32 protein-coding genes are annotated in these 25,843 nt (G+C 41.4%); 16 read left to right on the top strand and 16 right to left on the bottom strand.

Going from position 1 to position 25,843, the window contains the following annotated elements; genetic code table 11:
- Nucleotides 1-35 precede the first annotated feature (35 nt).
- The gene (locus KJK34_RS06895; RefSeq protein WP_223053120.1) at nucleotides 36-1,280 is read left to right on the top strand and encodes an ABC transporter permease; all 1,245 of its coding nucleotides are present in this window, start codon (nucleotides 36-38) and stop codon (nucleotides 1,278-1,280) included.
- Here KJK34_RS06895 and prmC read toward each other — a convergent pair whose 3' ends face one another.
- Nucleotides 1,281-2,126, bottom strand: a complete 846-nt coding sequence (gene prmC, locus KJK34_RS06890) for a peptide chain release factor N(5)-glutamine methyltransferase (RefSeq protein WP_223053119.1) — start codon at nucleotides 2,124-2,126, stop codon at nucleotides 1,281-1,283. It abuts the gene before it with no gap.
- Nucleotides 2,127-2,142: 16 nt separating this feature from the next.
- Nucleotides 2,143-2,631, bottom strand: coding sequence for a GNAT family N-acetyltransferase (locus KJK34_RS06885; RefSeq protein ID WP_223053118.1), 489 nt, complete (start codon nucleotides 2,629-2,631; stop codon nucleotides 2,143-2,145).
- Between the two features lie 59 nt (nucleotides 2,632-2,690).
- Here KJK34_RS06885 and ribD point away from each other — a divergent pair, with 59 nt between their 5' ends.
- Both ribD and KJK34_RS06875 read left to right on the top strand, forming a co-directional pair.
- The gene (gene ribD, locus KJK34_RS06880) at nucleotides 2,691-3,749 is read left to right on the top strand and encodes a bifunctional diaminohydroxyphosphoribosylaminopyrimidine deaminase/5-amino-6-(5-phosphoribosylamino)uracil reductase RibD (RefSeq protein ID WP_317196871.1); all 1,059 of its coding nucleotides are present in this window, start codon (nucleotides 2,691-2,693) and stop codon (nucleotides 3,747-3,749) included.
- On the top strand, nucleotides 3,742-4,359 hold the full coding sequence (locus KJK34_RS06875; protein ID WP_223053117.1) for an HAD-IA family hydrolase: 618 nt from the start codon (nucleotides 3,742-3,744) through the stop codon (nucleotides 4,357-4,359). Before ribD ends, KJK34_RS06875 begins: the two co-directional genes overlap by 8 nt.
- A 3-nt stretch (nucleotides 4,360-4,362) precedes the next feature.
- On the opposite strand, the gene KJK34_RS06870 is transcribed toward KJK34_RS06875, so the two are convergent.
- Together KJK34_RS06870 and KJK34_RS06865 are read right to left on the bottom strand one after the other, a co-directional pair.
- Nucleotides 4,363-4,803 (bottom strand): hypothetical protein, encoded by a 441-nt coding sequence (locus KJK34_RS06870; RefSeq protein WP_223053116.1) that lies wholly within the window; start codon nucleotides 4,801-4,803, stop codon nucleotides 4,363-4,365.
- Between the two features lie 14 nt (nucleotides 4,804-4,817).
- Nucleotides 4,818-5,405, bottom strand: a complete 588-nt coding sequence (locus KJK34_RS06865) for a hypothetical protein (RefSeq protein WP_223053115.1) — start codon at nucleotides 5,403-5,405, stop codon at nucleotides 4,818-4,820.
- 142 nt (nucleotides 5,406-5,547) lie between these two features.
- Here KJK34_RS06865 and gntA point away from each other — a divergent pair, with 142 nt between their 5' ends.
- Genes gntA through KJK34_RS06850 form a run of 3 tightly spaced genes read left to right on the top strand, consistent with a single transcriptional unit; the run spans nucleotide 5,548 to nucleotide 7,491 of the window.
- Entirely contained in the window at nucleotides 5,548-6,273 is a 726-nt protein-coding gene (gntA, locus tag KJK34_RS06860; protein ID WP_317196873.1) for a guanitoxin biosynthesis heme-dependent pre-guanitoxin N-hydroxylase GntA, read from the top strand.
- The gene (locus KJK34_RS06855; protein WP_223053113.1) at nucleotides 6,251-6,832 is read left to right on the top strand and encodes a DUF1989 domain-containing protein; all 582 of its coding nucleotides are present in this window, start codon (nucleotides 6,251-6,253) and stop codon (nucleotides 6,830-6,832) included. Before gntA ends, KJK34_RS06855 begins: the two co-directional genes overlap by 23 nt.
- Before the next feature lie 53 nt (nucleotides 6,833-6,885).
- A complete protein-coding gene (locus KJK34_RS06850) occupies nucleotides 6,886-7,491 on the top strand; it encodes an IMPACT family protein (protein ID WP_223053112.1) in 606 nt (201 codons plus the stop codon).
- A gap of 5 nt (nucleotides 7,492-7,496) precedes the next feature.
- Here KJK34_RS06850 and KJK34_RS06845 read toward each other — a convergent pair whose 3' ends face one another.
- The gene (locus KJK34_RS06845) at nucleotides 7,497-7,895 is read right to left on the bottom strand and encodes an acyl-CoA thioesterase (RefSeq protein ID WP_223053111.1); all 399 of its coding nucleotides are present in this window, start codon (nucleotides 7,893-7,895) and stop codon (nucleotides 7,497-7,499) included.
- Between the two features lie 187 nt (nucleotides 7,896-8,082).
- On the opposite strand from KJK34_RS06845, the gene dnaA reads away from it, so the two are divergent.
- Genes dnaA through KJK34_RS06830 form a run of 3 tightly spaced genes read left to right on the top strand, consistent with a single transcriptional unit; the run spans nucleotide 8,083 to nucleotide 10,687 of the window.
- Nucleotides 8,083-9,510: a chromosomal replication initiator protein DnaA gene (gene dnaA / locus KJK34_RS06840; protein WP_223053110.1), complete on the top strand. Its 1,428-nt coding sequence runs from the start codon at nucleotides 8,083-8,085 to the stop codon at nucleotides 9,508-9,510.
- Entirely contained in the window at nucleotides 9,510-9,974 is a 465-nt protein-coding gene (locus KJK34_RS06835; RefSeq protein ID WP_223053109.1) for a low molecular weight protein-tyrosine-phosphatase, read from the top strand. The genes dnaA and KJK34_RS06835 overlap by 1 nt, the downstream gene beginning before the upstream one ends.
- A complete protein-coding gene (locus KJK34_RS06830) occupies nucleotides 9,974-10,687 on the top strand; it encodes an SAM-dependent methyltransferase (protein ID WP_223053108.1) in 714 nt (237 codons plus the stop codon). Before KJK34_RS06835 ends, KJK34_RS06830 begins: the two co-directional genes overlap by 1 nt.
- Nucleotide 10,688: 1 nt before the next feature.
- Here the strand turns inward: KJK34_RS06830 and chrA are convergent, their stop codons facing one another.
- The 6 genes from chrA to KJK34_RS06800 form a co-directional block, all read right to left on the bottom strand.
- Nucleotides 10,689-11,780, bottom strand: a complete 1,092-nt coding sequence (gene chrA, locus KJK34_RS06825; RefSeq protein WP_223053107.1) for a chromate efflux transporter — start codon at nucleotides 11,778-11,780, stop codon at nucleotides 10,689-10,691.
- Between the two features lie 11 nt (nucleotides 11,781-11,791).
- Entirely contained in the window at nucleotides 11,792-12,217 is a 426-nt protein-coding gene (locus tag KJK34_RS06820; RefSeq protein ID WP_223053106.1) for a DoxX family protein, read from the bottom strand.
- A gap of 181 nt (nucleotides 12,218-12,398) precedes the next feature.
- Nucleotides 12,399-13,460, bottom strand: a complete 1,062-nt coding sequence (arsB, locus tag KJK34_RS06815; RefSeq protein WP_223053105.1) for an ACR3 family arsenite efflux transporter — start codon at nucleotides 13,458-13,460, stop codon at nucleotides 12,399-12,401.
- Between the two features lie 85 nt (nucleotides 13,461-13,545).
- The gene (locus KJK34_RS06810) at nucleotides 13,546-13,962 is read right to left on the bottom strand and encodes an arsenate reductase ArsC (protein WP_223053104.1); all 417 of its coding nucleotides are present in this window, start codon (nucleotides 13,960-13,962) and stop codon (nucleotides 13,546-13,548) included.
- 19 nt (nucleotides 13,963-13,981) lie between these two features.
- Nucleotides 13,982-14,452, bottom strand: coding sequence for a DUF6428 family protein (locus KJK34_RS06805; protein WP_223053103.1), 471 nt, complete (start codon nucleotides 14,450-14,452; stop codon nucleotides 13,982-13,984).
- A 13-nt stretch (nucleotides 14,453-14,465) separates the two neighbouring features.
- Nucleotides 14,466-14,798: an ArsR/SmtB family transcription factor gene (locus KJK34_RS06800; RefSeq protein WP_223053102.1), complete on the bottom strand. Its 333-nt coding sequence runs from the start codon at nucleotides 14,796-14,798 to the stop codon at nucleotides 14,466-14,468.
- A 246-nt stretch (nucleotides 14,799-15,044) separates the two neighbouring features.
- Here KJK34_RS06800 and KJK34_RS06795 point away from each other — a divergent pair, with 246 nt between their 5' ends.
- The gene (locus tag KJK34_RS06795) at nucleotides 15,045-16,580 is read left to right on the top strand and encodes a SulP family inorganic anion transporter (protein WP_223053101.1); all 1,536 of its coding nucleotides are present in this window, start codon (nucleotides 15,045-15,047) and stop codon (nucleotides 16,578-16,580) included.
- Here KJK34_RS06795 and KJK34_RS06790 read toward each other — a convergent pair.
- Nucleotides 16,573-17,670: an alanine racemase gene (locus KJK34_RS06790; protein ID WP_223053100.1), complete on the bottom strand. Its 1,098-nt coding sequence runs from the start codon at nucleotides 17,668-17,670 to the stop codon at nucleotides 16,573-16,575. The genes KJK34_RS06795 and KJK34_RS06790 overlap by 8 nt on opposite strands.
- A complete protein-coding gene (locus KJK34_RS06785; RefSeq protein WP_223053099.1) occupies nucleotides 17,670-18,125 on the bottom strand; it encodes a GNAT family N-acetyltransferase in 456 nt (151 codons plus the stop codon). Before KJK34_RS06785 ends, KJK34_RS06790 begins: the two co-directional genes overlap by 1 nt.
- 142 nt (nucleotides 18,126-18,267) lie before the next feature.
- Between KJK34_RS06785 and nhaA the strand changes: the two genes are divergently transcribed.
- Nucleotides 18,268-19,467, top strand: coding sequence for a Na+/H+ antiporter NhaA (gene nhaA / locus KJK34_RS06780; protein WP_223053098.1), 1,200 nt, complete (start codon nucleotides 18,268-18,270; stop codon nucleotides 19,465-19,467).
- On the opposite strand, the gene KJK34_RS06775 is transcribed toward nhaA, so the two are convergent.
- From KJK34_RS06775 to KJK34_RS06765, 3 genes are all read right to left on the bottom strand, one after another.
- The gene (locus tag KJK34_RS06775) at nucleotides 19,457-20,821 is read right to left on the bottom strand and encodes a TIGR00341 family protein (RefSeq protein WP_223053097.1); all 1,365 of its coding nucleotides are present in this window, start codon (nucleotides 20,819-20,821) and stop codon (nucleotides 19,457-19,459) included. The genes nhaA and KJK34_RS06775 overlap by 11 nt on opposite strands.
- A 158-nt stretch (nucleotides 20,822-20,979) precedes the next feature.
- Nucleotides 20,980-21,471, bottom strand: a complete 492-nt coding sequence (gene ribH, locus KJK34_RS06770; RefSeq protein WP_223053096.1) for a 6,7-dimethyl-8-ribityllumazine synthase — start codon at nucleotides 21,469-21,471, stop codon at nucleotides 20,980-20,982.
- Nucleotides 21,472-21,476: 5 nt separating this feature from the next.
- Complete coding sequence (locus KJK34_RS06765) at nucleotides 21,477-22,253, bottom strand: tetratricopeptide repeat protein (RefSeq protein WP_223053095.1); 777 nt, start codon at nucleotides 22,251-22,253, stop codon at nucleotides 21,477-21,479.
- A gap of 144 nt (nucleotides 22,254-22,397) precedes the next feature.
- Between KJK34_RS06765 and recF the strand changes: the two genes are divergently transcribed.
- From recF to murB, 5 genes are read left to right on the top strand one after another with little or no spacing between them, the layout of a single operon-like run.
- Nucleotides 22,398-23,477, top strand: coding sequence for a DNA replication/repair protein RecF (recF, locus tag KJK34_RS06760; RefSeq protein WP_223053094.1), 1,080 nt, complete (start codon nucleotides 22,398-22,400; stop codon nucleotides 23,475-23,477).
- 51 nt (nucleotides 23,478-23,528) lie between these two features.
- Nucleotides 23,529-23,759 carry an addiction module protein gene (locus KJK34_RS06755; RefSeq protein ID WP_223053093.1) on the top strand — a complete coding sequence of 77 codons (231 nt, stop codon included), beginning with the start codon at nucleotides 23,529-23,531 and terminating at the stop codon, nucleotides 23,757-23,759.
- 2 nt (nucleotides 23,760-23,761) lie between these two features.
- Nucleotides 23,762-24,043, top strand: a complete 282-nt coding sequence (locus KJK34_RS06750; protein WP_223053092.1) for a type II toxin-antitoxin system RelE/ParE family toxin — start codon at nucleotides 23,762-23,764, stop codon at nucleotides 24,041-24,043.
- 1 nt (nucleotide 24,044) lies between these two features.
- Nucleotides 24,045-24,719: a DUF2461 domain-containing protein gene (locus KJK34_RS06745; protein ID WP_223053091.1), complete on the top strand. Its 675-nt coding sequence runs from the start codon at nucleotides 24,045-24,047 to the stop codon at nucleotides 24,717-24,719.
- A 31-nt stretch (nucleotides 24,720-24,750) separates the two neighbouring features.
- The gene (murB, locus tag KJK34_RS06740) at nucleotides 24,751-25,764 is read left to right on the top strand and encodes a UDP-N-acetylmuramate dehydrogenase (protein ID WP_223053090.1); all 1,014 of its coding nucleotides are present in this window, start codon (nucleotides 24,751-24,753) and stop codon (nucleotides 25,762-25,764) included.
- Nucleotides 25,765-25,843 lie beyond the last annotated feature (79 nt).

Genomic DNA, 25,843 nt, shown 5'->3' with positions numbered 1-25,843 from the left:
CAAATTTGTATTTTAGTGCCATAAATTACCAGCCGATGTTTAACCTGTTCCGCGAAAATACCAAAATAGCCCTGGGTGCTATCCGAAGCCAGTTGTTACGTACTATACTAACCGTAGCCATTATAGGCATAGGTATTTTTGCACTGGTGGGTATACTTGCGGGTGTTGCGGTATTAGAGAATACTATAACGGGCAACTTTGCCAGCATGGGTACCAATACTTTTTCTATCAGCCGCTATGACTTTTCTGAGCAGCTTGGACGCAACAGGCAGAATGCAAAAGTTAACCCTATAATATCCTATCCGCAGGCAAAAGAATTTAAAGAGAAATATAATTACCCAACAACGCAGGTATCATTATCGTTTACGGCGGCAAGCGGCATAGAGGTAAAGCACCAGGATGAAAAAACCGACCCTGAAATAAATATTGTGGGTGCCGATGAGAATTTCCTGCCCAATTCAGGACTGGAACTTACCAAAGGCCGCAACTTTAATAATTTTGATGTAAGCAACAACAACTATGTCTGCATACTGGGCTCTGACTTTGAAGAGGGGCTGTTTAAAGATGTTAATCCTATAGGCAAAACGATATCCATACGCGGGGCAAGGTTTAAGGTTATAGGTGTGCTTAAAGAGCGTGGCTCTACCTTTGGCGACAGGCAGGACTTAAGGGTTATAATACCCATACAACTGGCACGCTCGCTTTTTACAGCGCCTAATATAGATTATGAGATAAAGGTAATGATTGGCAACCGCCAGTTTTTTGATGCTGCCGTAGATGAAGCTATCATAAGCATGAGGCGCGTAAGGAGCCTTAACCCGGTGGAAGATGATAACTTTGGTATAGAACGCAGCGATGAGCTAATAGAAACCCTTCGCTCGCAAACCGACACACTACAAATTGCCGCATGGGTTATCGGTATTATAACCGTATTCGGCTCATCCATTGCCCTAATGAACATTATGCTGGTGTCAGTAACCGAGCGTACGCGGGAAATTGGCGTGCGAAAGTCCTTAGGAGCTACAAAAGGCACCATAGCCATGCAGTTTTTCACTGAAACACTGGTAATAAGCCTTATCGGGGGTTTCCTTGGCATCTTACTCGGAATTTTAGTTGGTGGCGTAGGTGTATCACTTATAATGGACACTTCCTTCCCTATGCCGTGGCTTGCTATTACGGCAGCGCTTACCACAATTCTGGTAGTTACATTATTTTCGGGTTCTTATCCTGCCATAAAAGCTGCTGCGCTTGATCCTGTAGAAGCACTTCGTTATGAATAGTTACAGTTGTGCTTTTACCATCCTGTCGTTCCCGAACATATCTTTTTTCAGGATAACGTCTTTGTAGTGGCTTTCGGCCAGCATGTTTACGGTTTCATTACCCAGATACTGGTTTATTTCAAAGTAGAGCATTCCGCCTTGTTTAAGGCTGCTTTTACCGAGTTGCGCTATAGTGCGGTAAAACAACAATGCATCGTCATCTTCGACAAAAAGGGCAAGGTGCGGCTCATACTGAAGCACATTGTCTTTAATTTCAGCCTTTTCAAGATGCCTCACATAGGGCGGGTTAGAAACTATAATGTCAAATTGCTGGGACAATGCCTCTACGGATAGTATATCTTCCTTAATAAAAGTTACGTTAGCACCGTTAGCCTTAGCATTATGTTTGGCAACCTCTAAAGCCTGTTCAGAAACATCCAGCGCAAACACCTTCGCATAGGGCAGGTTTTTAGCAAGTGATACCGCTATGCACCCGGAGCCTGTACCTATATCAAGTATTGTAATATCCTGCCTGTTTTTATTTTCAGATATTATCCACTCTACCAGTTCTTCCGTTTCGGGGCGGGGTATCAGCGTGTTTTCGTTTACCCTGAATTCAAGCCCATAAAACCAGGCTTTACCAAAAATATATTGTATTGGTTTCTGCTCCTTAAGATGTTGCAGTACCTCATCCCATTGCCTAACCTCATCAGGTGTCATTTCTTCATCAGAATTCAGTGCAAGCCTGCTGCGGTTCCAGCCTTTAAGCTCTTCAAGCGTAATGATAAAAAAGCGCTCTGCTTCAACAGTGTCATATAACTGGGATAATTGTTCAGTAAAATTATTTCGGTAGTCTCTAAGTTTCATTGGTGTGGGCGTTACGTCAGGCAGTTAATTTCTTAAGCATCCATACCGGGCAGGAGGTGTGGCCTGTATTGCCCATAGGCGCATCTATATATTCAAAACCCGATTTTTTATATAGCTTTTGTGCCGCCTCCATATAAGGCATAGTTTCGAGGTAGCAGTATTTATAACCTGCTTCAACTGCAAAATCAAGACACGCCTGCATCATGGCAGTACCTGTGCCCCTGCCCCTTGCAGTGTCGAGAAAATACATTTTCTGTAATTCGCATGTATCAGGGTTGCCGCCTTCAAGCGGGGCTATGCCTGCACCACCGGTTATCATGCCATTATCATCAACCACAAAATAGGAAGCGCCGGGTGCTGAGTAGGTTTCATACATACAGTCCAAAGACTTGTCGGCATAAGCAGTACCCACTTTAGGTACATTGTGTTCTTCCAGCACGGTGCGTATAACCTTTGCTACTGCTGCATTATCCTGCTGCTCAATTTTACGGATTACACTATTCATAAGGCAAAGCTACTACTATTTGCGGATTTTGTAACTTTACGCTTTGCTAAACCTGCCTGATGGATCACGAAATATACATGCAGCGCTGCCTTGAACTGGCAGCAAACGGACTAAGAGCTGCCATGCCCAACCCCTGTGTGGGCTCGGTACTGGTACACGAAGGCCGTATAATTGGCGAAGGCTATACCTCTGCTTATGGCGGGCCGCACGGAGAGGTTAACTGTTTCAACTCAGTTAAAGAGCAGGACAGACACCATATTCCACATGCCACGTTATATGTAAGCCTTGAGCCGTGCAGCCACTACGGTAAAACGCCGCCCTGTTGCGACCTTATCATCCAACAGCAGATACCTAACATAGTTATAGGCACTACCGACCCGCACGAAAAAGTTGCCGGGGAGGGCATCCGCAGGCTGCGTGAAGCTGGCAAAAATGTTATTGTCGGGGTTTTGGAAAAAGAATGCAGGGAGTTTAACCGCAGGTTTTTTACCTTTCATGAAAAGAAACGCCCGTACATAATATTAAAGTGGGCAGAGACGGCCGATGGTTACATAGCACCGCCTACGGAAAAAAGAGAAAATACTGAAAAAAAGCCGTATTGGATAACAGGGCCCTACGCGCGCCAACTGGTGCACAAATGGCGCAGCGAAGAAATGGCGATACTCGCAGGCACGCAAACCGTGATTGACGACAACCCGCAACTGGATGTTCGCGACTGGACAGGCCTAAACCCGGTTCGTATAATCCTTGACCGTAACGGCAGGATTAGCAACAGATATGCTGTTAAAAATCTTAAAATAAAATCAATATTCTTGACAGAGGTTACAGGTTTAAGTAACTTAGAGAACCTTGAATATGAAAACATCAGCTTTGATGAGAACATTGCCACCACAATTGCAAATGTATTGTACCACCGCACTATACAGTCGGTTATTGTAGAGGGCGGGCAGCAAACGCTGCAACTGTTTATAGATGCAGGCTTATGGGATGAGGCAAGGATATTTAAGGGTAAGAGCGTCTTTAACGGAGGCACCAAAGCCCCGTCGCTAACCGGCGCACCCACAAAAAAGTTAAGCATTGCAGAAGACGAACTTTTAATTTTCAGGAATTATGGTTAACACGATAGTATTTGATTTCGGAGATGTTTTTATAAACAAAAACAGTAAAGCCAAAGATGAGGCTTTGGCAAGCCTTGGACTTACTGAGTGGAATGAAGATCTTGAAGAGCTGGAAAAGCAGCTCGAAACAGGAGTTATTTCTGCAAAGGAATTCCTTAAAGGGTTGCAGCCTTATACTGACAATGCTTCTTTAGAAGCTATAAAAGAAGCATGGAACGCAGGTATAGAGAATTTTCCGCTTTACCGACTGGAGTTCCTGCAAAAACTGGCTACCAGCTATCGCCTGTTCCTGTTAAGCAATACCGACCCTATACATATAGAAAAATTCGAGCATGACTCAGGTGCTTCTTTTTACAGCGACTTTTACCAGTGCTTTGAGAAAGTGTACTTCAGCCATGAAATTGGCATACGCAAGCCGGATGAAGGCGCATATAATTACCTTATTAATAATCATGACATACAGCCTAAGCGTACACTACTGGTAGATGATAAAAAATTTAATACCGATGCCGCTGAAGCACTTGGGTTTAAAGTATGGCACCTGCAAAAAGGTTCAGAAGATGTTACCGAGCTATTCGATAAAAAGATAATTCCGTTTAACGAAGCGTAAAACCTATTCTTCCTGCTTTTTATTCTTTATGGCAGCTACAAGCGTGTTATGGTCTTCTGTATAATATAAAAACTTCCTGTTTTGGGGCAGCCTGCCACCAAAATCATTATTTACCAGCACACAGCTTATTTTCTCTACCTCGGCTACATCTGCCGGGCCTACCACAAAAGCAGCAAAATCTTTATCATCAATTTTTACAAAGGCAATTTTAATTTCGTCCTCTGCTCCCATAGCCTTATTAGCCATATCGGCCATTTCGAGCGCCAGCTTTCGGTTTTCTTCACTATAAATAAAAGGAGTGTTGCCGAGTGCTTTTACATCCATAACTTCATACCCGCTCATTTCGGCACCACAGCCAAGTTCTTTTACTTCCTGTTTTTCGCCACAGGAAACTGCTAAAGTTAATACCAATGTAACTAATAATGTCTTAAATATTGTTTTCATTTTATTCAATTATTTTATTTCCAAATATCAAAGCCTTCGCTTACTACATCAAGCATTTCACAAAAGTATTCAAGCTCATCAACACCGGGATAGTGCTTAAGTAAAGTTTTTGGATTGGTATAATTTACCGAGTTAGTTTTATCACCTTGCCTGATAAATAGATTATATGATACACCATCTAATATTGAAATAATTTTCTGCTTATAAACATACCGATTATCTTCACATAAAATTTCATCAGCTCTCCTAAACTTGTATTTAAACAAATCCATTGGCAAAATATGTAAAACCTGTGTTTTAGTAATATTAAACCATAGCACATCAAAATCAATCAAGTTTTTTAAAAGCTGTTTTTCATAATATCTGTGCTTGTCTCCCGCTGCTTCGTAAAAGAAATACAACTCTGCTGTCCAACCCTCTTTTTCTGACTCGTACAATCTAAATACTTCAGTACAATTGGTGATACTTATTCTTTTATAAATCCTGATTTCATGAGTAGCTAAAGTATCCGTAAGTCCAACAAACGTATTGATAGGCTCCGGAGACTGGGCTAAGGCCACCGAGAAATTTAATAAAAATATTAAAGAATAAAAATGTCTCATGAAATACTCATCAATAAAAATTGACTTGCAATTACAAGGAAATAAATTTTCATAATCTTAAATATGGAAATTCACAAACCCTTACCAGTACTATTCTTACAAAGCCTAAAGTAAGCCTAAATATCTTGTATTTGCAAGCCTTATAAAAGAACTTTATTACAACAAAAGAGCGAAAGAGATGAATGTACAGGATTATAAAGACGAATTTACAGCGAAAATTGCTGATAAGCTTTTTCCGTGTGTGGCAGCCAAGGCTGCACTTACTAAAGAGCAGCTTCACGTTTTTTCAGCAGGGCATATGGCATGCCCAAAAGATGATAAAGCCATACTGGAATTTATTTATACCTTTATAAAAGACTACCGTAAGTCTGACAAGCTCTTTCACAGCGCGGTAATTATTTTTCCCGAAACAGAAATATACAGCGAAGCAATGTTTGAAAAGCTTTTCTGGAACCGGCTGCAGGCACTTGCCGACCTCGATGCCGAAAAACATGATTATGACCCTCGGGTAGACCCTGAGCCTGAATCTGAAAACTTCAGTTTCAGCCTGGGTGGCGAGGCTTTTTTTATAATAGGGCTGCACCCGGCCAGCAGCAGGGAAGCAAGACGCTTTAGCAGCCCGGCAATTGTTTTTAACCCGCATGCGCAGTTTGAGCAGCTTAGGGAGAATGGGCAATACCAGAAAATGAAGAATATTGTACGAAAGAAAGATGTTGAGTATTCCGGTAGTATTAACCCTATGCTACAGGATTTCGGCGAAGCATCTGAAGTGTACCAATATACCGGGCGCCAGTATGATAATAACTGGAAATGCCCTTACCACAGCAACCATAACCATGTAAAACATGAACGTAATAAATCCGCGTAGCGGCGTTTCTTTCATCCTTGAAAAAGGACAAAAATTAAAGATTACAGACATTGAAGGCGAACAGGTAGCCGACCTTATGTGCTATAACCTACTCGATAAACAGGAGTATTTGTCTTCCGGCAGGACGATAGACTATGCCGAAACCATCTTCCTTACCAAAGGGCATCCTTTTTATTCAAACCGCAGCAATGTGATGTTCAATATTATTGAAGACACCGTTGGCCGTCATGATTTTTTACTTACACCCTGCAGTGCCGATACCTTCAGGATAATCTATGGACATGAACATCCGCACCGTGGATGCTTCGGTAACCTATGCGAGGCATTTAAATCTCATGGCATAGCGCCCGACAGCATACCCATTACTTTTAATGTTTTTATGCACGTAACAGTGAACGGCGAGAGCGGAAAAGTGGATGTGTTGCCACCAAAAAGCAAAGCGGGCGATTACATTATAATTGAGGCAGAAATGGATTTGCTGGTTGGGCTTACAGCCTGCTCTGCAGAGATGAGTAACAATTATGCTTTTAAGCCGATAGGTTATGAAGTTATAGAGTAGCACTTGCAATTGGCTCATGTAAAAGGTATTTTTGCGGCAGATAACTTTGCCATTTGGAAAAAGACACCTATAAAACCCTTGCCGCCCCCGGCGAAGAAACTCTTTTTAAAGAAAAGAACAGCAAGTTCTTTGGCTATGCCTATCCTGTTAATAGTGAGGATGAGGTAAAAGCCATACTCGAAGAACTGCGAAAACAACACAACCAGGCAAGGCACTGGTGCTACGCGTGGCAACTGGGTACTGAACAAGTTAATTACCGTGCAAATGACGACGGCGAACCAAATAACTCGGCGGGCATGCCTATATATGGGCAAATACAGTCGTTTGATGTAACCAATGTGCTTGTTGTGGTTGTCAGATACTTTGGCGGTGTAAAACTTGGTGTAGGCGGGCTTATATCGGCTTATCGTACTTCTGCACAAATGGCACTTGAAGCCTCGGAGATTATAGAAAAGACAATTGATGTACACTTCACACTACAGTTCGGCTACCAAAATATGAACAAGGTAATGCGGGTTATCAAAGAAAAGAACCTTGATATTATATCGCAAAAAATGGAAATGGACTGTGAAATAATAGTTGCTACCCGAAAAAATAATGCCCCAACAGTACTTGAGGCATTACAAAACTTATATGAAATAGAAGTAAAAACTTCTTGATAAACTTAAAAAGAAAGCTTCTCTGTAACATACTCTGGCGGGGCTACAGGGCGGCCTGTTTTCATATCTACAAATACCAAAACCGAGTTACCCGTTGTTAATAACTCCTCCCGCTCGTTATAGATTTCATAGTCAAATTCTATCTTGACAGACTCCTGTTTTTTGAAAATTGTTTTTACTGTTAAGAGATCATCATACCTGGCGGGTTTCTTAAAATTTAACAATAAGCTAACAACCGGCAGCATAATTCCCCTGCTCTCCATTTCTTTATAGGTAAGACCCAGATTTCTAAGCCATTCCACCCTTCCCATTTCGAAGTATTGCGCATAATTGCCGTGGTAAACTACACCCATTTGGTCGGTTTCTGCATATCGTACCCTTACGGTAAACTGATGAATTTTCATATTTAAATAACGTTAATTTTATCTTAATAATCTATTAATGAGGCTTACAATTTTTTTTTAGAAAAATCAATACACCCAAAGTTTTTTTTTGAAAAAATTTGTTTACATATTTGTTCTCCCGAACAGGAGTGAAATTTTCTTTCTCCATTTTGTAAGACAACTTTTATAACAACAAATTTCAGGATTTATGACTAAAACTGCGCAATCGGTATGGGATAACTGTCTTGTGTTCATAAAGGACAACATTCAGGAACAGGCATACAAGACCTGGTTCGAGCCTATACGTGCAGTTGAGCTTACTGACAACGCACTTTACATACAGGTACCCAGCAAATTTTTTTATGAGTGGCTGGAAGAGCACTACGTAAAGCTGCTTAAAGTTGCACTTACCAAAGAACTGGGTAACGGGGCAAAGTTACTCTATAAAATTAAGATGGAAAACACTTATGGCAACAAGCAGCCTTTTACAGAGCAGTTGCCAAGTGCCAACCGTGCCCCTGTAAAGCCACAGGAAATTGATGTGCCTTTACAAAACAAGAACCCCGAGCTTAAAAACCCTTTTATAATACCGGGCATCCGCAACCTTAAAATAGAATCTCAGCTTAATGCCAATTACAGCTTTGATAACTTTTTTGAAGGCGATTCTAACAGGCTGGCAAGGTCGGCAGGTATGGCGGTAGCTAACAAACCGGGTGGTACGTCTTTTAACCCGTTGCTTATTTTTGGAGGTGTTGGTTTGGGTAAAACCCACCTTGCCCATGCTATTGGTGTAGAAATAAAAGATAAGTATCCGGATAAAACGGTACTGTACATTTCGGCAGAGATATTTACACAACAATATATAGATTCGGTAAAGCGTAATACCAGGAATGATTTCATCCACTTCTACCAGCTTATCGATGTGCTTATTATAGACGATGTTCAGTTCCTTTCCGGCAAGACAGGAACGCAGGATGTGTTTTTCCACATCTTTAACCACCTGCACCAAAACGGCAAGCAGGTTATCCTTACCAGTGACAAGGCACCTGTAGATATGCAGGACATAGAGCAAAGGCTACTGTCACGCTTTAAGTGGGGGCTTTCTGCCGAGCTGCACCAGCCCGATTATGAAACCCGTATTTCGATATTAAACAACATACTGTATCGCGACGGCGTAGAAATGCCCGAAGAGATAATAGAATATGTGGCACGCAACATTAAAACCAATGTGCGTGAGCTTGAGGGCGCTATCATATCGCTTATTGCACAATCATCCTTCAACAAGCGCGAGGTTACGTTAGACCTTGCCAAGCAGGTTGTAGAGAAGTTTGTGAAAAATGTGAAGCGTGAAATATCGATAGACTATATCCAAAAAGTAGTATCAGATTATTTTCAGTTGGATGTTGATACCCTTCAGAGCAAAACCCGTAAGCGCCATGTAGTACAGGCAAGGCAGCTTGCTATGTTTTTCGCAAAAAAATATACCAAGTCATCGCTTGCAAACATTGGTTCGCAAATTGGCGACCGCGACCATGCTACAGTACTGCATGCCTGCAAAACGGTTGACAACCTTGTAACTACCGATAAGCAGTTCCGCAAGTTTGTAGATGACATCAATAAAAAGCTTTCTGTGTAATGGTAAAAGTACTGATGGTATGCCTGGGCAACATTTGCCGGTCTCCGCTGGCCGAAGGCATACTTCAATCTAAACTTCCTTCTGATACATTCTTTGTTGATTCCGCAGGAACTGGCAACTGGCACGTGGGGCAACAGCCCGACAAACGCTCTATAGCCACCGCCAAAAACCGCGGGCTCGATATAAGCTGCCAAAAAGCAAGGCAGTTCAGGGTTTCTGATTTTGAAGAGTTTGACCATATATATGTTATGGATGCTTCGAACTACAGTAATGTAGTAAAACTGGCACCAAATGAAGATGCTAAAGCCAAAGTGCGCCTGATGATGGATGTACTGTATCCAGGAGAAGGTATAGATGTACCCGACCCCTATTTTGGCGGTGATGAGGGCTTTGATAAGGTTTATGATATGCTGGATGAAGCCTGTACCCTTGTTGCCGACAATCTGAAAAAGGAGCATTTGTAATGGCTGCCGGTAAATTATACCTGTTACCCGTTCCGCTTGGGCCTGATGCCGACCCTAAAGAAGTACTGCCAGATTCGGTAGCGCGCTCTATAGAATTTATAGACCACTACATAGTAGAAAATGAAAAAACGGCACGCCGTTTTATAAAAGCAATACTCCCTACTAAAAAACAGCCTGAACTCATAATATCCATACTAAACAAGCATACCGAGCCAAAGGAGCACTTTGAGTTTATCAAGCCCTGCCTTGACGGTAAAAACGTTGGCCTGATGAGCGAAGCCGGATGCCCCGGTGTAGCTGACCCCGGCGCTGCAATAGTAAAGCTGGCGCATGATAATAACATTCAGGTGGTGCCGTTAACAGGGCCTTCGTCTATACTACTGGCCATGATGGCAAGCGGCATGAACGGACAAAGCTTTGCCTTTAACGGTTACCTGCCCATAGACAAAGTCGAAAAAAAGAATGCCCTTAAAAATTATGAGAAGCTGTCGCAGGATAAAAACCAGTCGCAGCTTTTTATAGAAACACCCTACCGCAACAATAAATTGCTTGATGATATATTGGCTACTTTACAGCCCGCCACACATTTATGTATAGCGGCAGATATAACCCTGCCTACAGAATATATTAAAACCAAAACGGCTGCACAATGGAAAAAAGATAAGCCCGACCTGCACAACAGGCCGTGTATCTTTATTATCCATAAATTTTAAGTTACAGCATATACAGCAACCAGCCGGCAACAGACCCGAAAACCACAATAAGTGCGCTGTTTATTCTCGGGAAGCGCCAAAAAAGTATGGCACTCACTATAAAAATCACGGCAGCCTGCCAGCTTACAATACTTTCCCTGCCCATTTGCCAGCACACAGAAGCAATAACCGCTACGGATGCTACATTTACCGCATCTAAAAATGCGGCGAACAGTTTTGAGGTGCGTATTTTAGGTACTATACGGCTTATAAGCGCTACAAAAATAAAAGAAGGCAGGAACACTCCCGTTGTTGCCGCCAAAGCACCGCTAATGCCTTTTAGCTGATAGCCAATAAATGTTACCGATGAGAAAACAGGCCCGGGTGTAAACTGCCCTACCGCAATGGCATCTGCAAGTTGTTGTGTTGTCAGGAATCCTGTATCTACAAGCTCTGTCTCTATAAAGGCAAAAAGTACATATCCGCTGCCATACAATATTGCACCAATTTTTAAAAAGATGAGGAATATGCGTGTTTCAGAAAGAGTGGCAGCAATCAGTAAAGGCTGAAGGAGCATAAGCCTGTCATTTCCGTATGTAAGTGCGGCATATAAAGCACCTGCACCAAAAAGCACTATTATTTCATGCAAACCAAGAAAGGCTGCAACAACAGCAATTACTGCAATAATGCCAAGTAAATTATTCTTTACAGATGCTTTTGCCAATGGGAGTACCGCAAAAATAATAACAGCTATAATAGCCGGTTTTATTCCGTAAATAAAAGGCTGAATCTGCGGCAGGCTGCCATACTCTTTATACAGCCAGGCTATAACACCTGTTATAAGCACTGCAGGCACAATAAAAAGTAATCCCGCCATAAGTAACCCTTTCCACCCGGCGCGGTGCTTACCGAGGTGTATCGCCATTTCGGTACTGTTGGGGCCGGGTATCAGGTTGGTAGCGCCAAGCAGGTCTAAAAATTCGGCATCATCCATCCACCTGCGGCGGTTAACCAACTCCTGCCGCATCATGGCAATATGGGCTGCAGGGCCGCCAAAAGCAGTAATGCCAAGGCGGGCAAAAACTTCTATAACCTCTTTCAGCGACTTGCCCATATCAGCAAAAATTATACACCTGCAATCTTATTATCCAAAGACCATCTGCCGCCTCCCTTAATAAAAAGGAAGATGCAACCCCAAAACATGGCCCAGTCGGTACGGCTTTGGTGCATAAAGCCCCAAAAGCCTTCATTTACATATATATCTGCTTTTGTTGCCGCAAACGCGGTAAGCATTATGATCATTAAAGGTATGGCAGCCAGCCGGGTTAAAAAACCGCTTAGTATCAGTAGCCCGCAAACCATCTCTGTACAGCCTACAAGATGCCCCAGGAATTCAGGAGCGGGCAGTCCCAGTGCCCTGAACCTTTCGGCGCCCCGCACTTCCGGAATAATTAATTTTTGTAAGCCTTCAGACAAAAAAACTACTCCTACCATTATCCTTATTATTATGGTTGTGCGTGAGGGGACACAACGAAGAATTGGTGTATTCATTCAATTATTACAATTTTTCTTAAAAATAGTAATATTTAAGCCACACTTTTTTGATGTACTTTTTTTTGCATTATCCTCACGTAATTACATTACACATATCACTATCCAAATCATTTCATTGCAAATATCGTAATGATTCGGCTTATTTTATAAATTTTACATATCCCGAATGATATTTCTGTTAATCAAAATACCGGCGTTTTATCCAAAATGAGAAGTTAACCAACAGGATAAGTGCGGGCACTTCTACCAGAGGACCTATTACCCCTGCAAAAGCCTGGCCGCTGTTAATGCCGAACACCCCAATGGCAACGGCGATAGCCAGCTCAAAATTATTGCCTGCCGCTGTAAAAGATATGGCTGCCGACTGCGAATAATCGGCTCCTGCTTTCTTACCTATAATAAAACTTACGATAAACATAATAACAAAATAAATAACCAGCGGTATGGCTATACGCACCACATCCATTGGTATTTCTATTATGAGCTTGCCTTTAAAGCTGAACATTACCACTATTGTAAATAATAACGCAATAAGCGTTAAAGGCGAAATAAACGGTATGTATTTTTTTGTATACCACTCCTCCCCTTTCAGCATGATTAAACCGTAACGGGAAAGTATTCCCGCCAAGAATGGTATTCCCAGGTAAATAAAAACGCTCTTTGCAATCTCGCCCATCGTAATGTTAACCGCAAGGCCTTCTATACCAAAAAGCGGTGGCAGTACGGTTATAAACAGGTAAGCATACACACTGTACAGCAACACTTGGAAAATACTATTAAGCGCCACAAGGCCTGCGGCATATTCCCTGTTGCCCTGTGCCAACTCATTCCACACAATAACCATTGCAATGCAGCGCGCTATACCAATTAGTATTAAGCCCGACATATATTCCGGATAGTCACTTAAAAAAAGTATGGCAAGAAAAAACATGATTACCGGACCAATCACCCAGTTTAAAAGCAATGATGCCGAAAGCACCTTTATATTACGGAAAACCTTACCGGTACTTTCATACCTAACTTTTGCCAGTGGCGGATACATCATCACGATAAGCCCTATGGCAAGCGGCAGGTTTACAGTACCGCTAGAGCCGGAATTTAAAAAAGCTTCTGCACCGTCAAAAAAATAACCTATGCCTATACCTGCTGCCATTGCAAGAAATATCCACAGGGTAAGGTAACGGTCTAAAAAGCCTAATTTTTTCTTTTTACATGCGGGTACTTCGGTAATTATTTCCATGATTTACTGGAGCTGTACGCCGCCCTAAAGGCACACTTTTATTAAACAACACGAATAAGTGCACCTTAAGGCAGCTAACAGATTTTTAAATATTATTTTGCTGAATAAAATTTTCGGAATAGTCTTTTATCATTTGCCTCACTCTCCTGAATTCCTCTGTAATCTCTTCAGGAGTTCCCTGTGCTTTGGCAGGATCGGGAAAGTTATAGTGAAAACGCTCTGCTTTTGAAGGAAAGTAAGGGCAGTTTTCTTTAGCATTATCGCACACGGTAATAACATAGTCAAACTCAATATCCCTGTATTCATCTACATGGTTAGAGGTATGCCCGGATATATCTATACCGTCTTCCTGCATTGTGGCAATGGCTTTGGGGTTTACCCCGTGCGTTTCTACACCGGCACTGTAAACTTGTGCCCTGTTGCCTGCAAAATGCCTTAAATAACCCTCGGCTATCTGGCTCCGGCAACTGTTACCTGTGCAGAGTACTAAAATTTTCTTCATTTTTATATGTGATTTTTAGTTAACAACCGCCGCCGCCGGGTGTGCAGCCTCCTGTAGCCGAAAGGCTGCCTAACTGCACTTTTTGTTTTTTTGGCGTTATCCCGCACTGGTCTTGTGCAAGACAAGCCGTTTTGGTAGGAAGCAGTATAAAATCGGTACCGTTAAAATCGAGGTTGTACTTGCCAATGGTTTCAGTTCCCTGATATTCTACTTCTATTTCATTATCGGCTAAACCCAAAACCTCTTCAGATAGCTTTATTATATTAAGCAGTTTGGCCGGTTTAAGCCTGTGCTCATAATCATCAGCATCCCAAAGCTGAAAGTTTACAACTGTTTCGGTACGCACCGTTCCGCCACAGTCAATAAACTTTTTGGCTACTTCACCTACTTCTGTAACATGAAAATGTTCAGGCACATAAGTACCATCCGCCAGCATAAAGTTTACATTAGTGACCGTTTCAAGAATTACTTTTATATCAGATAGTTTCATAACATATATAGTATTAACAACATTCGTTCTTTTTTTGATTCAGCGTTAGCTGTACATGCTCAAAAAATGATTTTATTTTGGCAAAGCCTGCTTCGTCTATACAATAACAAACCGATGTACCCTCTATAGAGCCTTTTATCAGCCCGGCGTTTTTGAGTTCTTTTAAATGCTGCGAAACGGTGGGCTGCGCAAGTGGCAACTCCCCCACAAGGTTGCCGCATATACACGTGTTAACCTTGAGCAGGTGCTCTATAATAGCAATGCGTGCAGGATGCCCTAACGCTTTTGCTGTAGCTGCAAGCTCATTTTGCAGACTTGTAAATCCTTCTGTTTTTGATATACCCATTACTTTATTACTATATCGCAATATTACGATAAATAATTTAACCACCAAAAATTCAGGGAAAATTAGTTTGCCTCTTAAAAAGGATTTATTTTTGCCGTCATGAAAAGTACTGCACACTTTATTAAAGTTACTCCGCCCTGATTTACAACCCGGTAAACAGAAACATCATTAACCAACAGTATTTAATACAAATGATATGCATTAGCCCATTAGCGGTATTGCATGGACTTAACTTTAATTTTCAGTATGAAAGCATTATCTAACTTTTTTGATTTTTCCCAAAAAGTAAACTATAAAAATGAAATCCTGGCAGGGCTTACCGTAGCCATGACCATGATACCGGAGTCGCTATCTTTCGCCATACTGGCTGGCTTTCCACCGCTTGTGGGGTTGTATGCAGCCTTTATAATGGGGCTGGTTACTGCAGTATTGGGCGGCAGGCCCGGAATGGTATCGGGCGGTGCGGGTGCAACGGTAGTAGTATTAATCGCACTGATGCAGTCGCACGGCATTGAGTATGTTTTTGCGGCAGTAGCACTAGCAGGCGTATTGCAGATACTTGTAGGGGTGTTTAAGCTGGGCAAATTTATTAGGCTGGTACCCAACCCGGTTATGTATGGTTTTGTAAACGGGCTTGCGGTAATAATATTTATGTCGCAATTGGAGCAGTTTAAATCTGCCGATGGATGCGGTTGGCTAACAGGCACAACGCTGTATATAATGGCGGGGCTGGTAGCGTTAACCATTGCTATTGTTGTATTGCTGCCAAAGCTCACAAAGGCAGTACCTGCATCACTGGTTGCCATAATGGTAGTATTTGCAATAGTGTTCGGTTTTGGTATAGAAACAAAAACTGTAGAAGACATAGCCTCTGTAAGCGGTGGCTTCCCTCCTTTTCATGTGCCGGAGATAGCGTTTAATATTGAAACATTGCAGCTTATATTCCCATATTCGCTTATCATGGCTGCCGTTGGCCTTACCGAAGGGCTGCTGACACTTAACCTTGTAGATGAAATTACAGGCACACGCGGCAATAGCAACCGCGAATGTGTAGCACAGGGCAGCGCTAACATACTTAACGGTTTTTTTTACGGAATGGGCGGCTGCCCCATGATTGCACAAACGCTTGTAAACCTATCTGCCGGGGCACGTGCAAGGCTGGCGGGCATAGTTGCCGCACTAACCATATTGCTGATTATTTTGTTTGGCGCACCCATAATCGGTAAAGTGCCTATTGCCGCACTTGTTGGGGTAATGATTATGGTAGCAATCAGCACGTTTGAATGGGCAAGCTTTTCCATCATCAACAAAATGCCGAAGCATGATATTATTACCGGCATACTGGTTGCCGTTATAACAGTATGGCTGCACAACCTTGCGTTGGCAGTACTTATTGGCGTGGTTATATCGGCACTCGTGTTTGCGTGGGAAAGCGCAAAACGCATTCGTGCGCGCCACTATACGGATAGCGAAGGTGTGAAGCATTACGAAATTTACGGCCCGCTCTTCTTCGCTTCTACAACTGTATTTATGGAAAAGTTTGATGTAGAAGCCGACCCCGATGTGATAATAATAGATTTTAAGGAAAGCCGTATTGCCGATATGTCGGCTATTGAGAGCATTAATAAACTTACAGCCAAATACAGTAAAGCTGGCAAGACCGTGCGCCTGCGCCACCTGAGTGAAGACAGCAGGCGCCTTTTAGCCAATGCCAGGGCAGTTGTTGATGTAAATATTATAGAAGACCCTACCTATAAAGTTGTTACAGACAAGGTTAAATAGCGGCTACAGCGTCAGGTGTATTGATAATACGCTTTTCAATATATTTTGAATTCATTATGCGCACTATACCCATATAGTCCATAGTGAATTCAATTTTATCACCCACTTTATAATTTTTAGGGTTTTCACCCAGGTCAAGCACAACCATATCAGAGGTTGCCCCCGCATATTTAATATCAGTATCTGTCGGGTCAAGATGTTTCATGTCGATATCCAGTAACCCAATATCAATTATGGCGCGAACCGTAGTTTTACCATAGTCCGACTCTTCAAAATTAAAAGTATCGCCTTCAAGGTTGGTACCTAATTCACCGGTTGGTACTACAGGCTTTTCATACAGCTCAATTATTTCGGCATACAGCTTAAAAATGTCGTTTTCCATATGCTCAAAACGGTTGTTGTTGTATACATCAGTTCCCATAAAAAGCGTTTCACCTACCCTGAAGTGGTTTATGCCTTTTGGTATAAGCCCCTGCTGAACCAAAGCGATGGTTACAGAAGAGCCCCCGGATATAAAAGGGATGCTTACATTAAATTTTGCCTCAACCAGTTGCTTATACAGGCTTAATTGTATCAGCTTATCATTATTCGGTAAAATACCATAAAGGCAAGACAGGTTAGTGCCTAAGCCAATAATCTCTATATTCTCCATACGGAAAACCCGTGAGTAGAAGTCTATGAAATCATCACGCATTACGCCTTCCCTTAACTCCCCAAGGTCGATCATAATGATAATCTTATGGGTAACGCCTTGTTTTTTAGCTTCTTTAGAAAGCATTTCTATCGTTCGGAAATCAGTATTCATACTGATATCGGCATATTTAATTACATCTTTAATAACCCCCTTTGCTGGAGGCTTTATATAAATGGTCTGGGCATTCTTGTCGATGCTCTTTATTACCCTGAGGTTGCTTATCCGCGAATCGGAATACTGGCTGATGCCCATTTTAAGCAATTCTGCCAAATAATCACGGTTACCACAGAGTATTTTTGTAACTACCGACCAGTCTATATTATGCTCTTTGAAAAAGCCGTTCAGGTAGTCAAAATTGCTTTTAAGTTTTTTGGTGTCTAAGGTTATAAATGCCATTACTTTACCTGTTTAAATCTCATTTCGAGGTATTTATTAGTAAAACCGAGGCTTTCATACAGCTTTTTCGCGGGGTTATCAGGCTCTACGTGCAACGCTATGTCGCCATTAACGGCACCAATAGCTTCATGCATCAGTTTTTTGCCTATGCCCTGCCCCCTGTAATTCGGGTCGGTTGCAATATAAACCAATATGTTTTCGGGTATATACCCGCCCATACCGGTTTCGTTAAGCACAACTGCACCCACTATTTTACCATCGGTTTCGGCAGTTAAAACATTCCCGCCGGTTTCGCGGTTGGCGTGCAATGTATTCATGGCATATTGTATTGCCTTATGTATATCATTTTCAGGATCTCCGTACTGCTCAAGGCTTTTAAACAGGAAATTTACTGTCCTTTTCTGTTCCTGATCTGACATTGGCTCATCCTTCGAATATTTTTGAATTTTTATCATTTTATAAGGTTATTTTTACACAATTTGCAAGTTACCCCTTTAAAAACCGAATTGAAAGTTATAAATGTTAAAAAGTGTAAAAATTGGCTTACTAAACTTATTGATAACATGAAATACACTATGATTTCGTAATTTTGCGACTATGGCAAAACTGATCAATCTAAAAACGTTTAAGGAATTTTTTCGTTCCTCTTCGGCAGGTGGTATTATCCTGCTTTTTTGTGTGGTACTATCTTTAATAATAGCCAATACCGGTGCAGGCGAAGGCTTTAATGAGCTGCTTAGTACAGAAATTGGCTTTGCAAACGATTCGGTGCAACTGCGCTACCCGGTACTTTTATGGATAAATGACGGCCTTATGGCTATATTTTTCCTGCTTGTAGGCTTAGAGATTAAACGTGAAATTGTAGAAGGCGAACTTTCATCGCTGCGCCAGGCATCTTTGCCGGTGCTTGCAGCCATAGGCGGCGTTGTGGTACCGGCGCTTATATATACCTTTTTTAATCACGCAGAGCCTGATACTATTCACGGCTGGGGCATACCAATGGCTACAGATATAGCCTTTGCGCTTGGCATCCTTTCGTTGCTTGGCGATAAAGTACCTTCGGGCATTAAGGTATTTCTTGCCGCCCTTGCCATTGTAGATGACCTTATGGCTATACTTGTTATTGCAATATTCTATTCAACTAACCTGCACCTGACATACCTTATGTATGCCGCAGGTATATTCCTGTTCCAGATCATACTTAACCGTGCGGGGGTTAAAAATATACTGTTTTATATCATTCCCGGAATTTTCATGTGGTATTTTATACACCATTCGGGCATACATGCCACTATTGCAGGTGTACTTACCGCGCTTACGCTGCCTACCACACCCGATGCTACCGAATCTCCGCTGGAAAAGCTGGAGCACATGCTTGCCAAACCGGTTAACTTTTTAATAATGCCCATTTTTGCTATAGCCAACACCAACATAACTTTTGAGGATGGTATGGTAGAAGGGCTTGCCAGCAACCTGGGCCTTGGTATTGTATTAGGCTTATTTCTAGGTAAGCCAATAGGTATTTTCTTAATGTCGTGGCTATCGGTTAAACTAAAGGTCGCCGAACTGCCTGCAGGCTCTAACTGGACACATGTACTTGGGCTTGGGCTGCTCGGCGGGATAGGCTTTACCATGTCGATATTTATTGCACTACTGTCCTTTAAAAGTGAATTCTTTCAGAACGAAGCCAAGTTTGCCGTATTAACCGCATCTGTACTTTCAGGAGTATTCGGTTATGTTATACTTAGTGCATATAACAAAAAGCAGCGTAAAAAAGCAGCAGTAGCTACTTCTTAGCTTTCTTACCTGATTTGTTGGTAGTGGGTTGTGGCGCAGGAGGCACAACCCGCCTGAATACAGCCACATCTTTTACAGAAAGCCTTTGGTTCATCCAGTTGCGAAACTTTTCATTGTCAGCTGCGGGTAGTACTTCCGGGCTTTCATAAATTACTGCTGTTACCACAAAAGCACTGTCTTTTGCGGTAGCCATACTGTGATTAGATACGGACAGCGATGTAATTTTTGGAAAAATTGCCTGGGCTTCTTTCAGCAGCTTCTGATTGTCAAATGTATTTTGTGCTATCTGCTTTTCAAGTGCAACAATACGGAGATCTTTTTGGTCAATTTCGTTTTCGGTACTTTTAATTTCATTAAGGATATCGCCTTTAAGGGCGCGCAGCCTGTCGGTGCTGTCCTGCCTTATTACAAGGTGAGTGCCGCGCAGGTATTTGTTTTGATTTATCTGGTTTTCCAGTCTCGTAATTTCTTCTTTTTCAAACCGTTTAGACAGGAAAGCAAGCTCAAGCAGCTTCGGATTGGTATTGTAGTCCGTTTTTTTATAAACAACCGTATAACCTTTTTTGGTAAACTCATCGTTTATAAAATCGTTAGTATTTTTAGCAAATTGCTGCTGCCTGTATAATGAATAGGCAAGGTAACTGCTTGGCACCAGCATAGCAATTATCAGGACAGTAATAGATATACGTACCTGTTTTTGCTGCTTTTCGTTTACCTGCTTTACGGCAGGATAACCTAAGTATTTCACTATAAAAAAGGTAGAGATACCTATAAAAACACAGTTAATACAGTACAGGTAAAAAGCACCTAAAAAATAGCTGATTTGCCATGTAGCAAGCCCGTAACCTGCAGTACACAAAGGTGGCATAAGCGCTGTTGCTATGGCTACGCCGGGTATCGGATTTCCTTTCTCGGTACGGGTTACAGCAATAACCCCTACTATACCACCAAAAAAAGCAATGAGAATATCATAGATATTAGGCGAGGTACGTGCCAGCAGTTCTGACTGTACATCTTTAAAAGGGCTGGCAAAGAAATAAACGGTAGATACCGTAAGGCTTACCAAAGTAGAGTTTAGCAGGTTTCGTAACGATTTACGCAAAAGGCTGAAATCATAAACACCCAGCGCGAACCCGGCGCCCACAATAGGGCCCATTAGCGGCGATATAAGCATCGCACCTATAACTACCGCCGTAGAGTTAACATTAAGCCCTATAGAGGCTATTATAATAGCACAGGCGAGTATCCAGAGGTTTGCTCCACGATAGCTGATGTTTTTCTTTACGCTTTCAAAGATCTTTTCGCGGTCGTCTTCACCTTCATGAAGGTTGAACAGGGAAGTAAGTTTGTTCATAAACATTGTACTGCTTAAACTATAGCAATATAAAAATAGCAATTTTAGCCGCAGCAGCAAGAATTATCCTGCAAGACAATTAAACTTTAACAGCTTTTTAAAACAAAAAACCTCCCTGTTCTCAGGAAGGTTTATATCATGTATTACATTTTCTGTAACTATTCGGTTTCTCTTTTCAGGTTGGCCATTATAACTGCAGCAACAGCGGCCTCGGTACCTTTATTACCGTGAGTGCCCCCACTCCTGTCTATTGCCTGTTGCAGGTTATTATCGGTAAGTACACAAAAAATTACCGGTATATCCGTCTGCACGTTCAGGTCTTTTATACCCTGCGATACAGCCTCACATACAAAATCGAAATGCTTGGTTTCGCCCTGTATAACACTGCCAATAGCTATAACAGCATCTACCTTTTGGGTTTGTATCATGCGCTTGCAGCCGTATATCAGCTCAAAGCTTCCGGGTACATCCCAACGGGTTATGTCTGCTTCGTTAGCACCTAAGTCTAATAGTGCTTCAACAGCGCCATTATAAAGCCCCGTTGTAATATTGGTATTCCACTCTGAAACAACAATCCCAAACCGAAAACCTTTCGCGTTTGGGATTGTGTTCTTATCATATTCTGATAAATTCTTATTTGCTGTAGCCATAGTGCTTATTCACTCATTGCAATATAACCGTCTATAGAAGTAGCTTCGGGCGATGCGGTGTAGCTGTCTTTTATTTCCTGGAAATATTTAAGTGCATCTTCTTTTTTATTAAGCGTTAAAGCAGCCTGCCCCGCCTTGAAAAGGAAACGTGGCCTTGTAAGGTCGTTCTTGCTTGCATCTGCAGCCTTTACATAATACTCAAGCGCGTCTTCTGTCTGGTTTACCTGTACAAAAGCGTCCCCTTTAGCACCAAAAGCCATTGCTTTAAGCACTTCATCTTCTGTAGAAAACTCGTCAAGCTGTGCAACCGCCTCTTTATATTTGCCTGTGTTAAGGTAAGCCATACCTGCAAAATAGTGTGCAATGTTGGCAGCATCAGTACCCGAATAATTATCTATAATACCAAGAAAGCCCAGTTTACCCTCTCCGCCGTTAAGCGAAAGGTTATATAAAGAATCGTTAGCTGTTTGTGCATCTACAGCCTGTGTAAAATATTGCTGAGCCTGAAACATTTCATTGGCAGCTTCTTCTTCGTTTGGTGTTACAACAAACTTGTTGTAAAGCAGATATCCTATTGTAACAACGGCAATGGCACCAATTAATGAAAAGATTATTTTCTGGTTTTTCTCAACCCACTCCTCCGTTTTGGAAGCACCCTGGTCTAAACTTTCAAAAACCTCAGCAGTAGTACTGTTATCATCAAAAGTTTCCTCAACAGGTTCAACTTCTTTTACCTCTTCCGGTTTAGGAGCTTTATATCCTCTTTTGTTATAAGTAGCCATTTATTATAATTTTATGAGCCGCAAAAATAAAATTTTTATTCAATAATAAAATATCTTTTTGTCGATATTTTTCGATAATTTGCGGCTTCCTTATTAATTACCGCCAATTTATACAAGGTTCTCACAATCAGAAGCCATTTCATAATGTACTTAAAGAAATTATCACTTCTCAATTATAAGAACATTGCCGAGGCAGATTATGAGTTTGATGCCAAAATAAACTGTTTTGTGGGCAAAAACGGGGTAGGCAAGACGAATGTGCTCGATGCGGTGTACCACCTTGCCTATGGCAAAAGCTACTTTAACCCGCTTGCATTGCAAAATATAAAACACACCGAAGATTTTTTTGTAATAGACGGTGTTTTTGAAAAAGAAGGCCGCAATGAAAATATTGTTTGCAGCCTGAAACGCGGACAAAAAAAAGTACTGAAGCGCAATGGCAAGCCCTATGAAAAGTTCAGCGAACACATAGGCTTTATTCCGCTTGTAATGATATCGCCCAGCGATAATGACCTTATTACGGAAGGCAGCGAAACCCGCCGCAAGTTTATAGACAGTGTTATATCGCAGCTTGATGCCGCTTACCTGCAACAACTCATTAATTACCAAAAGATAGTGTCTCAGCGCAACGCCCTTTTAAAGTATTTTGCCCTGAACCATACTTTTGATAAAGACACACTTGGTATTTATAATGAGCAGATGGCAGCGTTAGGCCATGCTATTTTTGAAAAACGCAAACAGTTTCTACAGGATTTTATACCCATTTTTAACAGCCATCATCATAACATTACAGGTTCTGCCGAAACAGTAACATTAAAGTATGACAGCCAGCTTTCTGAAAAGCCGCTTTCTGTCCTGCTGGATGAAAACCTGCAACGCGACAGGGTATTGCAATATACAAGCACAGGCATACATAAAGACGACCTTTCTTTTGAGATTGAGGAGCATCCCATAAAAAAGTTTGGCTCGCAGGGGCAGCAGAAATCTTTTCTTATAGCGCTTAAACTCGCACAATTTGAGTTCATCAAAAAACAAAGCGGTGTACTGCCGATATTGCTCTTTGATGATATTTTTGACAAGCTGGATGAAACCCGGGTAGAAAAAATTGTACAGATGATCAACAATAAAACCTTCGGGCAAATCTTTATATCTGACACCCACCCGGATCGTACCGAAAACATAGTAAAAGCTACCCACCAGAGCTACAGGATATTTAACTTGTAGCAGACTTGTAGCAGATATGTTTTTTAATTAAATTCGTAAAAACTTATCATCATGAACCTTCAGTATATATTAGACAGCAAAGGAGAAACAACAGGTGTTTTTATCCCTATTAAAGAATGGCTGTCATTTAAGAAAAAATTTAAAGGTATTGAAAGTGAGATTACAGAAATACCTGACTGGCATAAGCAGGAAATTGACAGGCGCCTTGAAAGTATTACTGACTGCAGGACCGAATTACTGGACTTTGAGGCAACAATAGATGAACTCGACAAAGACCTGTAGTCTTGAAAGTAATTATTACTAAAGAAGCAAAAGCTGAATTAAAAGCTTCTGCGGAATGGTATGAAAGCAGGCAAAAAGGACTCGGAAAAAGATTTTTAAAGACCATAAAGGACGAAGTATCTTTTTTGAGAAAAAATCCTGACGCAGCAGTTACCCAATATAAAGATGTGCGTACTACAGTTGTGTCTGTTTTTCCTTACCTGATTCATTATTACGTAAAAGAAGACTCGATAATTATCATTGGTGTACTGCACACCTCCCTTAATCCTGTAAACAGAAAATAATATGGCAATACCAACTGAAGTGCTTGATTTTCTTACTGACCTGAAAAACAATAACAACCGCGAGTGGTTTCAGGCCAACCAAAAACGCTATAATGAATATAAAAAAGCCTACAAAAACATTACAGAGGCTTTTATAGCTGAAATGGGTAAAGGCGACTCATCATTACAGCAACTTGAATTTAAGAACTGTACCTTCCGTATTAACCGCGATATACGGTTCAGTAAAGACAAATCGCCATACAAGACCAATATGGGCATGTGGTTTTCGGCTGGCAGCAAACACAATAACATGGCTGGCTACTATGTCCATATAGAAAAAGGAGCAAGCTTTATTGCAGGAGGGCTTTATTGCCCCCAGGCAGAGGAACTGAAAAAAACACGCCGTGAAATAGCCGGATTTTATGAAGACCTTGAAGAAATAGTTGCAGATAAAAACTTTAAAAAGATATATGCAGGTTTTGACCGTGACGAAAACAATACACTAAAAACCGCACCTAAAGATTATCCTAAAGACCATCCGGCAATAGAATTCCTTAAGCTGAAAAGCTTTACTGCAACAGCAAAAATTACCGATAAGGAACTTGAGAACGAAAATTTTGTGGCAGAAACTTCTAAAAAGCTTTTGGTATTAAAACCTTTGGTGGAGTTTATAAACCGTGGGCTTACCACCGAATAAATAGCTTACTTTTGCGCTCAAATTACAAACCATGCAAATCAGCACCAATTTTAATTTAAAAGAGTACAATACATTTGGCATAACCGCATACGCTAAAGAGTTTATATCGGTAGAAACTACAGAAGAACTTGCAACGGTTCTTGCGGAAAACAAAGGCAGAAAGCTTTTTATTTTGGGCGGTGGCAGCAATATGCTGCTTACGCAGGATATAGATGCGCTTGTTATCCATATCAATATAAAAGGAAAGCAAATTACCAAACAACAAACCGGGTATGCGCATGTTAAAGCAATGGCAGGCGAGAACTGGCATGAGTTTGTACTGTTTTGTATAGAGAATAACCTGGGCGGGCTGGAAAACCTGTCACTCATTCCCGGTAATGTGGGCACAACCCCAATACAGAACATTGGCGCCTATGGCACTGAGATAAAAGACACTTTCGAATCTTGTGAGGCAATGGATATAGAAACACAGGAAATCAAAACCTTTACAAAAGAAGAATGCGAATTTGCCTACAGGGAAAGTATTTTTAAAGGCAGGCTGAAAGACAAATACATAATTACTTCTGTAACGTTCAGATTAACTACTGATGAGCATAGAATTAATACTGCCTACGGAGATATTACAGACAAATTAATTGATAAAGGTATAATTGTACCCACTATTAAAGATGTAAGCAATGCAGTAATAGCCATACGGCAGAGTAAGCTGCCCGACCCTAAAGAACTGGGCAACAGCGGAAGCTTTTTCAAAAACCCGATAGTGCCTAAAGCCTTATTTGAAAAAATACAGGCTGAGCATCCTTTGATGCCGTATTATGCAGTATCTGAAAGTCAGGTAAAAGTACCTGCCGGCTGGCTTATAGAGCAAAGCGGCTTTAAAGGCAAACGCTTTGGCGATGCCGGTGTACATACCAAACAGGCACTTGTACTGGTTAATTATGGCAACGCTACCGGTAAAGAGCTATTGGAACTCTCAAAAAAAATACAGGAAACAGTTTTTGAAAAGTTTGGCATACAAATAGAAGCCGAAGTAAATATCATATAACTTTCAGCTTTAGTTGATAAATCAAATTTTTTATAAAAAACTAAAAGCCGAAAGCTTACCGCTTTGTTACTTTTAACTA

Source organism: Flavobacterium coralii, assembly GCF_019891545.1.
GTDB classification, from domain to species: Bacteria; Bacteroidota; Bacteroidia; order Flavobacteriales; family Flavobacteriaceae; genus Flavobacterium; species Flavobacterium coralii.
This window is presented reverse-complemented; position numbering and strand designations above follow the sequence as displayed.

Bases quoted from the DNA above. Each gene is read 5' to 3' on its own strand.
- KJK34_RS06895 (WP_223053120.1), top strand. From the start codon at position 36: ATGTTTAACCTGTTCCGCGAAAATACCAAAATAGCCCTGGGTGCTATC.
- prmC (WP_223053119.1), bottom strand. From the start codon at position 2,126: ATGAAACTTAGAGACTACCGAAATAATTTTACTGAACAATTATCCCAG.
- KJK34_RS06885 (WP_223053118.1), bottom strand. From the start codon at position 2,631: ATGAATAGTGTAATCCGTAAAATTGAGCAGCAGGATAATGCAGCAGTA.
- ribD (WP_317196871.1), top strand. From the start codon at position 2,691: ATGGATCACGAAATATACATGCAGCGCTGCCTTGAACTGGCAGCAAAC.
- KJK34_RS06875 (WP_223053117.1), top strand. From the start codon at position 3,742: ATGGTTAACACGATAGTATTTGATTTCGGAGATGTTTTTATAAACAAA.
- KJK34_RS06870 (WP_223053116.1), bottom strand. From the start codon at position 4,803: ATGAAAACAATATTTAAGACATTATTAGTTACATTGGTATTAACTTTA.
- KJK34_RS06865 (WP_223053115.1), bottom strand. From the start codon at position 5,405: ATGAGACATTTTTATTCTTTAATATTTTTATTAAATTTCTCGGTGGCC.
- KJK34_RS06855 (WP_223053113.1), top strand. From the start codon at position 6,251: ATGAACGTAATAAATCCGCGTAGCGGCGTTTCTTTCATCCTTGAAAAA.
- KJK34_RS06845 (WP_223053111.1), bottom strand. From the start codon at position 7,895: ATGAAAATTCATCAGTTTACCGTAAGGGTACGATATGCAGAAACCGAC.
- dnaA (WP_223053110.1), top strand. From the start codon at position 8,083: ATGACTAAAACTGCGCAATCGGTATGGGATAACTGTCTTGTGTTCATA.
- KJK34_RS06835 (WP_223053109.1), top strand. From the start codon at position 9,510: ATGGTAAAAGTACTGATGGTATGCCTGGGCAACATTTGCCGGTCTCCG.
- KJK34_RS06830 (WP_223053108.1), top strand. From the start codon at position 9,974: ATGGCTGCCGGTAAATTATACCTGTTACCCGTTCCGCTTGGGCCTGAT.
- chrA (WP_223053107.1), bottom strand. From the start codon at position 11,780: ATGGGCAAGTCGCTGAAAGAGGTTATAGAAGTTTTTGCCCGCCTTGGC.
- KJK34_RS06820 (WP_223053106.1), bottom strand. From the start codon at position 12,217: ATGAATACACCAATTCTTCGTTGTGTCCCCTCACGCACAACCATAATA.
- arsB (WP_223053105.1), bottom strand. From the start codon at position 13,460: ATGGAAATAATTACCGAAGTACCCGCATGTAAAAAGAAAAAATTAGGC.
- KJK34_RS06810 (WP_223053104.1), bottom strand. From the start codon at position 13,962: ATGAAGAAAATTTTAGTACTCTGCACAGGTAACAGTTGCCGGAGCCAG.
- KJK34_RS06805 (WP_223053103.1), bottom strand. From the start codon at position 14,452: ATGAAACTATCTGATATAAAAGTAATTCTTGAAACGGTCACTAATGTA.
- KJK34_RS06800 (WP_223053102.1), bottom strand. From the start codon at position 14,798: ATGGGTATATCAAAAACAGAAGGATTTACAAGTCTGCAAAATGAGCTT.
- KJK34_RS06795 (WP_223053101.1), top strand. From the start codon at position 15,045: ATGAAAGCATTATCTAACTTTTTTGATTTTTCCCAAAAAGTAAACTAT.
- KJK34_RS06790 (WP_223053100.1), bottom strand. From the start codon at position 17,670: ATGGCATTTATAACCTTAGACACCAAAAAACTTAAAAGCAATTTTGAC.
- KJK34_RS06785 (WP_223053099.1), bottom strand. From the start codon at position 18,125: ATGATAAAAATTCAAAAATATTCGAAGGATGAGCCAATGTCAGATCAG.
- nhaA (WP_223053098.1), top strand. From the start codon at position 18,268: ATGGCAAAACTGATCAATCTAAAAACGTTTAAGGAATTTTTTCGTTCC.
- KJK34_RS06775 (WP_223053097.1), bottom strand. From the start codon at position 20,821: ATGAACAAACTTACTTCCCTGTTCAACCTTCATGAAGGTGAAGACGAC.
- ribH (WP_223053096.1), bottom strand. From the start codon at position 21,471: ATGGCTACAGCAAATAAGAATTTATCAGAATATGATAAGAACACAATC.
- KJK34_RS06765 (WP_223053095.1), bottom strand. From the start codon at position 22,253: ATGGCTACTTATAACAAAAGAGGATATAAAGCTCCTAAACCGGAAGAG.
- recF (WP_223053094.1), top strand. From the start codon at position 22,398: ATGTACTTAAAGAAATTATCACTTCTCAATTATAAGAACATTGCCGAG.
- KJK34_RS06755 (WP_223053093.1), top strand. From the start codon at position 23,529: ATGAACCTTCAGTATATATTAGACAGCAAAGGAGAAACAACAGGTGTT.
- KJK34_RS06745 (WP_223053091.1), top strand. From the start codon at position 24,045: ATGGCAATACCAACTGAAGTGCTTGATTTTCTTACTGACCTGAAAAAC.
- murB (WP_223053090.1), top strand. From the start codon at position 24,751: ATGCAAATCAGCACCAATTTTAATTTAAAAGAGTACAATACATTTGGC.